The organism is Limnohabitans sp., from assembly GCF_046052765.1.
Lineage (GTDB): Bacteria > Pseudomonadota > Gammaproteobacteria > Burkholderiales > Burkholderiaceae_C > Limnohabitans.
On sequence record NZ_JAVLFQ010000043.1, the window covers coordinates 1 to 11,311 of the forward strand.

Annotated in this window: 13 protein-coding genes and 1 pseudogene; 12 read left to right on the forward strand and 2 right to left on the reverse strand. The window is 54.1% G+C overall.

Annotation, left to right across the window (positions count from 1 at the left end; genetic code table 11):
• The 9 genes and pseudogenes from AC9UG7_RS05270 to AC9UG7_RS05310 form a co-directional block, all read left to right on the forward strand.
• Positions 1 to 159 (forward strand): annotated as a pseudogene (locus AC9UG7_RS05270) (iron-sulfur cluster carrier protein ApbC); the annotation flags it as partial.
• A 409-nt stretch (positions 160 to 568) separates the two neighbouring features.
• Positions 569 to 1,447 carry a helix-turn-helix transcriptional regulator gene (locus AC9UG7_RS05275; RefSeq protein WP_509585182.1) on the forward strand — a complete coding sequence of 293 codons (879 nt, stop codon included), beginning with the start codon at positions 569 to 571 and terminating at the stop codon, positions 1,445 to 1,447.
• Between the two features lie 23 nt (positions 1,448 to 1,470).
• Positions 1,471 to 3,138, forward strand: a complete 1,668-nt coding sequence (gene boxC / locus AC9UG7_RS05280) for a 2,3-epoxybenzoyl-CoA dihydrolase (protein WP_509585212.1) — start codon at positions 1,471 to 1,473, stop codon at positions 3,136 to 3,138.
• Positions 3,139 to 3,276: 138 nt separating this feature from the next.
• Entirely contained in the window at positions 3,277 to 4,704 is a 1,428-nt protein-coding gene (boxB, locus tag AC9UG7_RS05285) for a benzoyl-CoA 2,3-epoxidase subunit BoxB (RefSeq protein WP_509585185.1), read from the forward strand.
• A gap of 166 nt (positions 4,705 to 4,870) precedes the next feature.
• Complete coding sequence (locus AC9UG7_RS05290) at positions 4,871 to 5,044, forward strand: hypothetical protein (RefSeq protein WP_509585188.1); 174 nt, start codon at positions 4,871 to 4,873, stop codon at positions 5,042 to 5,044.
• Positions 5,045 to 5,226: 182 nt separating this feature from the next.
• Positions 5,227 to 6,498 (forward strand): benzoyl-CoA 2,3-epoxidase subunit BoxA, encoded by a 1,272-nt coding sequence (gene boxA, locus AC9UG7_RS05295; protein ID WP_509585190.1) that lies wholly within the window; start codon positions 5,227 to 5,229, stop codon positions 6,496 to 6,498.
• A gap of 152 nt (positions 6,499 to 6,650) precedes the next feature.
• On the forward strand, positions 6,651 to 6,878 hold the full coding sequence (locus tag AC9UG7_RS05300) for a Fis family transcriptional regulator (RefSeq protein WP_509585192.1): 228 nt from the start codon (positions 6,651 to 6,653) through the stop codon (positions 6,876 to 6,878).
• A gap of 89 nt (positions 6,879 to 6,967) precedes the next feature.
• Positions 6,968 to 7,189, forward strand: coding sequence for an antitoxin MazE family protein (locus tag AC9UG7_RS05305; RefSeq protein ID WP_509585195.1), 222 nt, complete (start codon positions 6,968 to 6,970; stop codon positions 7,187 to 7,189).
• The gene (locus AC9UG7_RS05310; RefSeq protein ID WP_509585198.1) at positions 7,186 to 7,509 is read left to right on the forward strand and encodes a type II toxin-antitoxin system PemK/MazF family toxin; all 324 of its coding nucleotides are present in this window, start codon (positions 7,186 to 7,188) and stop codon (positions 7,507 to 7,509) included. The genes AC9UG7_RS05305 and AC9UG7_RS05310 overlap by 4 nt, the downstream gene beginning before the upstream one ends.
• 247 nt (positions 7,510 to 7,756) lie before the next feature.
• Here the strand turns inward: AC9UG7_RS05310 and AC9UG7_RS05315 are convergent, their stop codons facing one another.
• Complete coding sequence (locus AC9UG7_RS05315; protein WP_509585201.1) at positions 7,757 to 8,086, reverse strand: YbaK/EbsC family protein; 330 nt, start codon at positions 8,084 to 8,086, stop codon at positions 7,757 to 7,759.
• Positions 8,087 to 8,103: 17 nt separating this feature from the next.
• On the opposite strand from AC9UG7_RS05315, the gene AC9UG7_RS05320 reads away from it, so the two are divergent.
• Genes AC9UG7_RS05320 through AC9UG7_RS05330 form a run of 3 tightly spaced genes read left to right on the forward strand, consistent with a single transcriptional unit; the run spans position 8,104 to position 10,113 of the window.
• Complete coding sequence (locus AC9UG7_RS05320) at positions 8,104 to 8,691, forward strand: nitrile hydratase subunit alpha (protein ID WP_509585204.1); 588 nt, start codon at positions 8,104 to 8,106, stop codon at positions 8,689 to 8,691.
• Between the two features lie 10 nt (positions 8,692 to 8,701).
• Entirely contained in the window at positions 8,702 to 9,319 is a 618-nt protein-coding gene (gene nthB, locus AC9UG7_RS05325; RefSeq protein WP_509585205.1) for a nitrile hydratase subunit beta, read from the forward strand.
• On the forward strand, positions 9,316 to 10,113 hold the full coding sequence (locus AC9UG7_RS05330) for a methyltransferase domain-containing protein (RefSeq protein ID WP_509585207.1): 798 nt from the start codon (positions 9,316 to 9,318) through the stop codon (positions 10,111 to 10,113). Before nthB ends, AC9UG7_RS05330 begins: the two co-directional genes overlap by 4 nt.
• On the opposite strand, the gene AC9UG7_RS05335 is transcribed toward AC9UG7_RS05330, so the two are convergent.
• Positions 10,086 to 11,311, reverse strand: a 1,226-nt coding sequence (locus AC9UG7_RS05335) for an MFS transporter (protein ID WP_509585209.1), incomplete at its 5' end; no start/stop codon positions are given. The genes AC9UG7_RS05330 and AC9UG7_RS05335 overlap by 28 nt on opposite strands.

Genomic DNA, 11,311 nt, shown 5'->3' on the forward strand with positions numbered 1-11,311 from the left:
CAAGCCGACAGCGGCTTGCCCAGTGTGGTGGCAGACCCCGATGGCGAAGTCGCAGGCATCTACAAATCGGTGGCGCGTCAACTCGCCGTGAAAGTGGCGGCCAAAGCTAAAGATTTTTCGTCCAAATTCCCTAGTATCAAGGTGTCTAAAGACACTTGAGGGAAACCCTCAGGGCACCAAGCGGGACTCACCGTTGTATTTGTTGGCCTGAGCGGGAATCACGTAGCGGTGTGAATACGTCAGTACATTGAGTAAACCACGGGTACGCTGGCGCATGATGATGTCGCCCACATCGTGAAACGCGTGTTGGATAGCCTTTTTGTTTGATAGCTTGTTTTTTTGTCAGCAACCGCAGTTGCTTAACTTCTGATTGGAACATTTAAATTCTCCATAGTTGATTGAAAGTAACTAAATAATATAGTTATTCCAATTTCTAAACAACTATAAAGAATCTAAAAATACAAATTTTGTTACATAAATGATTAAATCATATGAAATAATGCAAGATAATGCATATAATCTAGCGTGATTATGATGCCTGCAAAAATAAGTGTATTAAAATGCAACCATGACCACCGCTCAACCCCCTGTGTATTCCCCGCTGCTGCAAGTGATTGGCCACCAAGTCCGTTGGTTGCGCAGCCAACGCAAGTGGACGCGCAAGGAGTTGGCGTTGGCTGCAGATGTGTCAGAACGTCATTTGGCTTCTTTGGAAAGTGGTACGGGCAATGCCTCCATCATGATTCTGCTTCAGGTGTCGCAAGCGCTTGATTGCGAGATCACCGATTTGTTGTCTGATTTCAATGTGCGTCACCCGCAACTCAAGTCAATCAATCAGTTGTTGATGGGCAGGGATACGTCAGAACTGAACATGATTCACACTTTTCTGACGCAGCTATTGAGTCTCAAACCCCATCGAAGCAGCAAAAAAATGGCACTCGTGGGCTTGCGTGGCGCTGGCAAAACCACCATAGGCTCGCAACTGGCCACTGAGCTCAATGTGGTGTTCATTGAATTAAGCCGTGAAATAGAAAAACTGGCGGGATGCGCCACCCATGAAATTCACAGCTTGTATGGCCCCTTGGCTTACCAGCGCTACCAGTTTCGCGCCCTAGAAGATGCCTTGTCCAGTGATTTGCCGATGGTGATTGCCACCACTGGCGGTATCGTCATGGACAACCAAGCCTTGGAGAAAATGTTGGCTAATTGCACGACCATATGGCTGCAAGCCAAGCCGGAAGATCACTTGAACCGGGTCATGGCACAAGGGGATATGCGCCCCATGGCAGGCAGTTCGCAAGCCTTGGAAGACTTGAAACACATATTGAGTGAAAGAACCCCGTTTTATGCCAAAGCTCACCAAAGCTTTGATACCAGTGCCAAGTCGCTGAAAGCATGCGTGAGCGAATTGAGCTATGCATTGAAGTTTGCATTGAAATTGGCTTGAACACCGTGAAAGAAAACGAAACCATGCATCAACTACCCACTATTAACTACGAAACCAGTCCTGAACAATACCGGCATTGGTCCTTGGGCATTGACGGCGAGGTAGCTACCTTGGCCTTGGATATTCAAGAGGATGGCGGCATACTGCCAGGCTATAAATTGAAGCTGAACTCATACGACTTGGGCGTAGACATTGAGTTGAACGATGCGGTACAGCGGTTGCGCTTCGAGCACCCAGAGGTCAAAGCTGTGGTGGTCACCAGTTTGAAGGATCGAATTTTTTGTTCGGGCGCCAACATCTTCATGCTGGGGTTGTCCACCCATGCGTGGAAGGTCAACTTTTGCAAATTCACTAATGAAACACGTAACGGTCTTGAAGACAGCAGTCGCCACGGCGGTTTGAAATTTCTGGCGGCGGTCAACGGCGCTTGTGCCGGTGGCGGTTATGAGTTGGCCTTGGCTTGTGATGAAATTTTGCTGGTCGACGACCGCTCCAGCAGCGTGTCTTTGCCAGAAGTGCCATTGCTCGGTGTGTTGCCAGGTACCGGTGGCTTGACCCGCATCACTGACAAGCGCCATGTGCGACATGACCATGCAGATGTGTTTTGCACCAGCGTCGAAGGTGTGCGCGGACAGCGAGCCGTCGAATGGCGTTTGGTCGATGCAATAGCCAAACCCGCACAATTCACGCCAGCCGTGTCAGCGCATGCCGCTCAACTGGCTGCCAGCAGCCAACGCGCAGGTGTGGCTGCCAAAGGTCAGGGTGTGAAGCTCCATCCTTTGAAGAAAACCCTGAGCGCAAACAGCTTGCACTACACCTATGTCAAGGTCGACATCGACCGCGAAAAACGCACGGCCACGCTGTGTGTGTCTGCGCCTGTGGACAAGGTGCTCACTGCTGTTGCTGAGATACATGCCGTGGGTGACAGCTGGTATCCCTTGCAAATGGCGCGTGAATTGGATGATGCGATATTAAGTTTGCGAACCAATGAACTCGACATAGGCACTTGGTTGTTGCGCACACAAGGCGACGCAAGGCTGGCACAGCAATCTGACGCTGTCTTGATGCAGCACCAAGACCATTGGCTGGTAAACGAAACCATAGGCTTGTTAAGACGTAGCTTGGCGCGGTTGGATGTGTCTTCTCGCTCTATGTTTGCATTGATCGACGAGGGTTCTTGCTTTGTCGGCACGCTGGCTGAGTTGGCGTTTGCCGCAGACCGTGTTTATATGTTGGCGTTGCCTGATGCGCCAGACACCGCGCCTCATATGGCTTTGAGCGACATGAATTTCGGTGTGTTCCCTATGGTGAACCACCAATCCCGGTTGCAGCGCCGGTTTTACGAAGAGACTGCGCCGATGGAAGCATTACGTGGCGTGGTTGGTCAGGCGTTGGACGCAGACAAAGCCTTGGCCTTGGGTCTGGTTACTGTCGCGCCGGATGATATTGACTGGGCCGATGAAATACGCATTGCCATCGAAGAACGCGCAGCCATGTCACCAGATTCGCTGACAGGGTTGGAGGCGAATTTGCGATTCAGCCAGAAAGAGTCTATGGAAACACGCATCTTCGGCCGTTTGTCGGCATGGCAAAACTGGATATTCAACCGCCCGAATGCGGTGGGTGACAAAGGTGCATTGAAGGTCTATGGCAAGGGCGAGAAAGCCGCCTTCGACCTGAACCGCGTTTGATTAATTGGGGTCAGAGACCAATTAATTACCCTCACATTTCATCAAGGATTAATTGGAGTCTGACCCCCAATTACATCAAGGATTAATTGGAGTCTGACCCCCAATTAATTGGTTTTTTTTAACACTCTGGAGTCTCTCATGTCAGCCATTAACTACAGCGAAAAAATCCCTAACAACGTCGACCTTGGCAGCGACCGCACCTTGCAGCGGGCCTTGGAACAATGGCAACCCAATTTCATCAACTGGTGGGACGACATGGGCCCTGAAGGCACGACCGATAACGAGGTGTATTTACGCACTGCGGTCAGCGTGGACCCACAAGGCTGGGCGCAGTTCGGTCATGTGAAGATGCGCGATTACCGTTGGGGCATTTTCTTGAACCAAGGCGAAGCCGATCGCACGATTCACTTTGGCGACCACAAAGGCGAAAAGGCCTGGCAAGACGTGCCCGGCGAACACCGCGCCAATTTGCGCCGCATCATCGTCACGCAAGGCGACACCGAGCCTGCGTCTGTTGAGCAGCAACGCCACTTAGGCAAAACCGCGCCCAGCATGTACGACTTGCGCAACCTGTTTCAAATCAACGTGGAAGAAGGCCGCCACTTGTGGGCCATGGTGTATTTGTTGCACAAGCATTTTGGACGCGATGGTCGCGAAGAAGCCGAAGCACTGCTCGAACGTCGCAGTGGCCAAGAAGACAACCCGCGCATCTTGCAAGCCTTCAACGAAGAAACGCCAGATTGGTTGAGCTTTTTCATGTTCACTTATTTCACCGACCGCGACGGCAAGTTCCAGTTGTGTGCGTTGGCTGAAAGCAGTTTCGATCCACTGGCGCGTACCACCAAATTCATGCTGACCGAAGAAGCGCACCACATGTTTGTCGGTGAGTCAGGCATCAGCCGTGTGATTCAGCGCACTTGCGCCGCCATGAACGAACTCAAAACCGACGATGTCGGCAAACTGCGTGCGGCTGGCGTGATTGATTTGCCGACGATTCAGCGTTACTTGAATTTCCACTTTAGCGTGACCATCGATTTGTTCGGTGCCGACGAGTCCAGCAATGCAGCCACTTTTTATTCGACAGGTATCAAAGGCCGTTACGAAGAAAGCAAGCGCGATGACGACCATGTGTTGCGCGGTCAGACATACAAAGTGTTGAACGTGGTCAATGGGCAATTGCAGGAAAAAGAAGTGCCTATGTTGAATGCGTTGAACGAAGTGCTGCGCGACGACTACATCAAAGACTCGGTAGGTGGTGTGGACCGCTGGAACCGTGTGATTGAGAAAGCCGGTTTGCCGCACCGTTTGAGCGTGCCGCACAAAGCGTTTCACCGCAATATTGGCGCGTTGTCTGGCGCCAAGGTGTCGCCCGATGGCCGCGTGGTGTCCGAGCAGGAATGGAGCGCCAAGGTCGGCGAATGGTTGCCGACAGCCGAAGACCGTGCGTTTGTACAAAGCCTGATGGGGCGTGTGGCAGAGCCAGGTAAATTCGCCAACTGGATTGCGCCGCCCGCTATCGGTATCAACCGTCAGCCTGTGGATTTTGAGTATGTGCGTTTCAACTGATCTTCGCTTGAATGCTGAACCCGGTTGGCGAGAGTGAAGTTTGTGTCTTCATGAACTTAAGTGCTGAACCCGCGCGTCGGCAACGACAGGCGGGGTTCCTCATGCAGCAAGCTGAAATCGTCACCCTGCCTGTCGCTGCCAACACGCTGCGAACGGCGTTAGTGGCATGCAAGGTTTTGCTCTTGAGCTGAACCTGCTTGGCGACAGTGAAGTTTGTGTCTTCATGAACTTAAGTGCTGAACCCGTTTGGCGGCAACGACAGGCAGGGTTCCTCATGCAGCAAGCTGAAATCGTCACCCCGCCTGCCGCTGCCAACACGCTGCGACCCAGCATGTTTTAATGCGCAGTTTCCAGCTTGCGCGTGAGGAACTCGGCCCCGGCCTGCGTTTCCTTGTGCTCAGCCAAAACCTGCGTTCAGCTTAATTCCTGCACTCACAAACCACCACTCCGCAGACACGTGACAAACAAAGCCACCAAACATTTGCAGACACAATCGCTACAACATCATCCAAAAACAAAGCCATGAGCACAGACACCGCCGAACTGCTACAGCAACACGTGATCGACCCCGAGGTGTGCATACGCTGCAACACCTGTGAAGCTACCTGCCCGGTGGGCGCAGTCACGCACGACAGCCGCAACTATGTGGTCGATGCGGACAAGTGCAACCACTGCATGGCTTGCGTGCCGCCGTGCCCTACGGGTTCGATTGACCATTGGTTGCCGGTGTTGCGCAGCAAGGCCTACACCTTGGCAGAGCAGTTGTCCTGGGATGAACTGCCCGCCGCGCAAAGTGTGGAGGCGGTGTCTGCCGCTTCGCAAGTGTCGGGCAGCACGGCGTTTGAAACAGCGGCTACTTCTGTTCCGGTCACCGCCACCGCTACCGCCACCGTAGTGCATGCCGCCTCTTTGGGCGCCACCTTGCCGCCGTGGTCAGCAGCACATCCGTACACGAATTTGCATGCCCCGAAGTCGCCGATCACTGCGACGGTGGTGGGCAATATGCAAGTGAATGAAGCAGGAACAGATAACGAGACGCACCACATCGTGCTGGACTTCGGCAGCATGCCGTTTCCTGTACTCGAAGGCCAATCGGTGGGCATCGTGCCGCCCGGCGTGGACGCGAACGGCAAGCCGCACCATGCACGCCAATATTCAGTAGCCAGCCCGCGCAACGGTGAACGCCCCGGTTACAACAATTTGTCATTGACGGTGAAACGTGTCGTGCAAGACCACCAAGGTCAAGCTGTGAAAGGCGTGGCATCCAACTATTTGTGCGACTTGAAAACCGGCGACAGCGTGCAAGTGATTGGCCCGTTCGGCAGCAGTTTTTTGATGCCCAACCATCCCGGCAGCCATCTCGTGATGATTTGCACCGGCACGGGCAGTGCACCCATGCGCGGCATGACCGAGTGGCGCAGACGCATACAAGCGAACGGCAAATTTCAAGGCGGCAAGCTGATGTTGTTTTTTGGCGCTCGCACACAGCAAGAGTTGCCCTACTTCGGACCGTTGCAAAAACTGTCCAAAGATTTCATCGATATTCACTTTGCGTATTCACGCACGCCCGGCGCACCCAAACGCTATGTGCAAGACGCGATGCGCGACGCGTCCACCGAATTGGCCGCTTTACTGCAAGACCCGCAAACCCATTTTTATGTCTGCGGCTTGAAAGCCATGGAAGAGGGTGTGTTGCAGGCCTTGCATGACATTGCGGTGGGTGCGGGCTTGGATTGGACTTTTGTCGCCGAGAGATTGAAGCAAGAGGGCAGGTTGCAGTTGGAGACTTATTGAGGGCGTGTTGCTTGCATGACTTGTACCTTTAAAAGTACACTTTTAAAAAAACGCATAGAGACACTTCCTTAAAACAAACAAACTCACGCAAAACAACTAAATCCAACAAGCATTCAGGAAGCAGCTTTGATGACTTCTTGATCGAAGATGGCATGTATGAAGCAGTGCAAGCCCGCGCCCTAAAGCGGGCATTGGCCGAACAACTGAGTGATGCCATGCAAACTGGAAATATCAGCAAGGTGGCTATGGCTCAGCGCATGGTGACGAGCCGGTCTCAACTAGACCGGGTGCTTGATCCGGATAATTTGTCTATTCAATTGGATACGCTGATCAAGGCGGCCAGGGCGGTAGGGAAGACGGTTGCGATAAGGTTGAATTAAAGAGCTTTACGATTTGATTTGCTTGAAAAAATTCATTAGCAGAGGTAACATGTTACCCAAATATGGCCCGACTTATCAAGGAAAACCTTATGTCAAACCTCAACAACTCAGCACTTAAAGTGGCTCGCTCCAGGGAGCGTATGCGTGCAGCTGGGCTTAGACCAGTGCAATTTTGGGTACCTGATACGCGATCGAACAGCTACGTCGCCGAGTTGCGTTTGCAATGTCTTGCTTTGAAAGAGGATGCTGCAGAAAAAGACGTATTGGGCATGACCACAGAAGCAGCTGGCCTCGTTGAGGGCTGGCAATGACAAAACGTGGGGACCTAGTCACGGTGTCATTGTCTGGGGACTATGGAAAACCCCGTCCTGCACTCGTCATTCAAAACGATTTGCTGGACGAACTTGACAGCGTGGTGCTGTGTCCCGTGACCAGCGATATGCGCACAGCAGATTTCAGAGTCACTTTAGAACCTACGCCGTCGAATGGATTGCTTCAAATATCACAAGTGATGGTGGATAAATTGTCAACTTTGCCGCGTCATAAAGTTGGCGAAACCTTTGGTCGACTGGAAGTTGAAAAAATGCGCGCGGTCGACAGAGCCATGATGTTGGTGATAGGCGTGATTTAAAAAATATGTGTAATGACACTAAATCGTTTGAGCCAGTTTGAGGTTAAGTGGACAGCGATCAATTAAATGAAAAGTTAGTCTGGCAGATACAGACTTTAATCGTTTCGTAACTTGTCAGCGATTGCCGGAAGCAGGCCAATAGCAAAATAATTCAATATGGGGCTTTCATTGCCATCAGACCAACTTTCATGTCTGAGTAAAAAATGAACAAGCTGGCGCAAGCGCATGAAAGCTAATGACCTGACTGCTATCTCAGGCGCCTCTCTTGTTTCAGCAAGCGAGTTATCTGGCTTGGCATCTTGCCGTTGCCCAATGCGCTTTTGAATTTCAGATTGTCTATGCGCGCGTCACCACGAGCCACGACCAACACATCGCGGCCATCGCTTAAGCGAAACGCCAATGTCTTGGCGATGCGCCCGGGCTCGACGCCGTGCGCGGCTGCGGCCAGCGCCACGGTGGCGGTGTTGGCCTTGGTTTCCAAAATCGGAATATCGAGTTGCAATGCTTGAAAAAATGCTTGGACAGAAGACAGGCTCATGGTGGCAATGGATGTGGCGGTAACATGATTCTCAGACATTCGCGCAAGGCCCTGCCATGAACACCGACCCCACACCGATTGCCAGCATCGAACAACGGCTGGACGCCATACAAACTGTGTTGCATCGACACGGTATGCAGCCTGCCGAATTCATAGAGGCGTTTGACGAACTGGCGCACGAGCATTGGGTGCCGGCCAATGGCGCAGGTTTGATTGCACGCGCATGGACTGACCCTGCGTTCAAACAGTTGTTGATGACCGATGGCATGGCCGCGGTGCGCGAAGCGGGTTTGAGCATGCCTGTGCACCACCGCCATTTCGTCGTGCTGGAAAACACCGCCGACATACACAACGTGATTTGTTGCACCTTGTGTTCATGCACCGCGTTCACCCTCATCGGCTTGCCACCGGATTGGTACAAAGACCTGGCTTACCGTTCGCGCGTGGTGCGCGAAGCGCGCACAGTGTTGCACGAAATGGGCTTGGACTTGCCCGCGCAAACGCAAATTCGCGTCTGGGACACCACCGCCGATACGCGGTACATGGTGATGCCGCAACGCCCGTCGGGCACCGACGCCATGACGGTGGATCAACTCACGGCGCTGATCAGCAAGGACGCGCTGATCGGCGTGGCATTGATTTAAAGGAAAACACATGGACGGCATGCACGACATGGGTGGCAAGCAAGGCTTCGGCAAGGTGAAACACAGCCGCGACGCGGCGGTGTTTCATGCGGAATGGGAAGTGCGGGCGAATGCTTTGTACAGCTTGGCGGTGAAAAGCGGTGTGTTCAACATGGACGAATACCGCCATGCGATCGAGCGCATGACACCGCAGCATTACCTGAGCGCCGGTTATTACGAACGCTCGCTCACCAGTCTGGCCACGCTGTGCGTGGAAAAAGGGTTGGTGACCCGCGAAGAACTGGAGCAACTCGCAGGCGGTGCATATCCCTTGGCCATGCCCTCAGCCGCGGGGCGTAGCAACCACGCCAACCGCGTCTCTTTTCTGCCAGGCGATCACGTGCGTGTGCGCGATGAGCATGTGTCTGGTCATGTGCGCATGCCCGCTTACATACGCGGCAAACATGGCGTGGTCATCAGTCAATCACCGGCTTATCCGTTGGCGGATGCGCACGGTCATGGCTTGCATGCCGACGATGAACCGACCTACGATGTGCGTTTTGAAGCCGCGCATTTGTGGCCGCAAGGCGCAGAGGCTGCGCAAGTGCATGTGGCGGTGTTTGAAAGTTATTTGGAGTTACATACATGAGCGATACAGACAGCACGCTGGCGCAATTTGATGTGGCTGGCGCCGAGCGCCTGGAAAAAATTTACCTCACACCCGATGTGGTGCAACAGCGCGAACAGATTTTTCAACTGTTAGATGTCAAGCCGGGTATGAAAGCGCTGGATATCGGTTGCGGCCCTGGCCTCACCAGTTGGGCGCTGGCGCAAGCCGTGGGTGGTAGCGGACATGTGGACGCGATCGATATCGCGCCGCCCATGTTGCAACTGGCCGCGCGCCGTTGCGCCGATGCCAAGCAAGTAGCGTTTCACCAAGCCGATGTGTTGCAACTGCCGTTTGCGGATGCCAGCTTTGATGTGTCGCTGGCCACGCAAGTGTATGAATACGTGGCTGACATTGACAATGCTTTGCATGAACTCGCGCGGGTGATGAAACCCGCCGCGCAGGTATTGCTGGTCGACACAGACTGGGAGTCATGCGTATGGGCTTGCCGTGACGAAGCGCGCATGCGGCGCATGATGCTAGGCTGGAGCCAGCATATTCCGCATCCGCAATTGCCGCGTACGCTGATACAGCGCATGCAGCGTGCGGGTTTTGTCGATGTGCAAGTGCACACGATTCCGCTCTTGAACATGAATTACAGCATCGACACTTTCAGCGGCGGCATGATGGGTTTCATCGCATCGTTTGTCAGCGGTTTGCAGGACTACGGTCCGCAACTCGTTGCCGATTGGCAAGCCGATGTCAGCAGCATGGCAGACGCAGGCGGTTATTTCTTCAGCCTGAACCGTTATGTGTTTGTGGCGCGTAAGACCTGATACGTTTTCCACCGCCTGTACAACCACCACACGATCATCAGGTTCAACGCGTTCCACGCCACGCCATTGATAAACGCCGCGTGGTAAGAACCGCTGACATCAAAAATTTTGCCGGACAACCAACCGCCCAATGCCATGCCAACCAGCGAGGCCATGATGATGGTGCCGGTGCTAGCCCCTACACTCGCCGCCGGAAAATGTTCGCGCACGATGATGGCGTAAGACGGCACGATGCCGCCTTGAAACAAACCAAACATCGCCGACACCACATACAGCGGCACCAGCCCGTCAAACGGTAAAAACATCAACAGCGCAATACCTTGCAACACCGAGCCCAGCAGCAAAGTGCGTATGCCGCCGATGCGGTCGCAAATCGCACCTGAAACCAAGCGGCTGACGATGCCGCAAGCCAACATCAGCGACAACATTTCCGCGCCACGTGCCGCGCCGAAACCTAAGTCGCTGCAATACGCCACGATATGCACTTGCGGCATGGCCATGGCCACACAACAACCGACGGCTGCCAGACTGAGCAGCCATTGCGCTTGCGATACCGACAAACCAAACGGCTGGTCTGAGGCCACCACACCGGTGTGGCTGACGGGTGCATGTGCCAGTTGCGGCGGACGCTCGCGCATGCGCAAAGCCAGCAAGCCCATCCCCACACCGCAAAACAATCCTATGCACACATACGTACTGCGCCAACCGATGTGCATCACGCCCCATTGCGCGATGGGCGGCCACAAAGTGCCGGCCAAATAATTGCCACTCGCGCACACCGCGACGGCGATGCCGCGGCGCTTGTTCCACCATTGACCGGTGTCGGCCAATAGCGGCGCGAATGTGGACGCGATACCCAACAAACCCATCAGGCCTTGCGCCAATGCAAAGCCGACGATGCCGCCCGCCATACCCCCCCAGACAAAACCACCCGCCACACCGGCTGCGCCCACGGCCAACACGCGGGCGATGCCAAAGCGATCCGCCCAACGCCCCAACCACATGCCGCCGAAACCAAAGCCCAACATGCACAAGGTATAGGGGATGGACGCGTCAGCGCGGCTGATGCCGAACTCGGTTTGCACCGTCGGCAACACCACCGACACAGCGTACATGCCGCTGTTGCCCAGCAGCATGAGCAGCAAGGTGGTCAGCAATCGCCACGCGGCTTTGCGTGAATCGATGTCGGCGGGGGTGG

What these genes read in the sequence shown, in the direction of transcription:
- AC9UG7_RS05275 (WP_509585182.1), top strand. Translation starts at nt 569, where the DNA reads ATGACCACCGCTCAACCCCCTGTGTATTCCCCGCTGCTGCAAGTGATT.
- boxC (WP_509585212.1), top strand. Translation starts at nt 1,471, where the DNA reads ATGCATCAACTACCCACTATTAACTACGAAACCAGTCCTGAACAATAC.
- boxB (WP_509585185.1), top strand. Translation starts at nt 3,277, where the DNA reads ATGTCAGCCATTAACTACAGCGAAAAAATCCCTAACAACGTCGACCTT.
- AC9UG7_RS05290 (WP_509585188.1), top strand. Translation starts at nt 4,871, where the DNA reads ATGCAAGGTTTTGCTCTTGAGCTGAACCTGCTTGGCGACAGTGAAGTT.
- boxA (WP_509585190.1), top strand. Translation starts at nt 5,227, where the DNA reads ATGAGCACAGACACCGCCGAACTGCTACAGCAACACGTGATCGACCCC.
- AC9UG7_RS05300 (WP_509585192.1), top strand. Translation starts at nt 6,651, where the DNA reads ATGTATGAAGCAGTGCAAGCCCGCGCCCTAAAGCGGGCATTGGCCGAA.
- AC9UG7_RS05305 (WP_509585195.1), top strand. Translation starts at nt 6,968, where the DNA reads ATGTCAAACCTCAACAACTCAGCACTTAAAGTGGCTCGCTCCAGGGAG.
- AC9UG7_RS05310 (WP_509585198.1), top strand. Translation starts at nt 7,186, where the DNA reads ATGACAAAACGTGGGGACCTAGTCACGGTGTCATTGTCTGGGGACTAT.
- AC9UG7_RS05315 (WP_509585201.1), bottom strand. Translation starts at nt 8,086, where the DNA reads ATGTCTGAGAATCATGTTACCGCCACATCCATTGCCACCATGAGCCTG.
- AC9UG7_RS05320 (WP_509585204.1), top strand. Translation starts at nt 8,104, where the DNA reads ATGAACACCGACCCCACACCGATTGCCAGCATCGAACAACGGCTGGAC.
- nthB (WP_509585205.1), top strand. Translation starts at nt 8,702, where the DNA reads ATGGACGGCATGCACGACATGGGTGGCAAGCAAGGCTTCGGCAAGGTG.
- AC9UG7_RS05330 (WP_509585207.1), top strand. Translation starts at nt 9,316, where the DNA reads ATGAGCGATACAGACAGCACGCTGGCGCAATTTGATGTGGCTGGCGCC.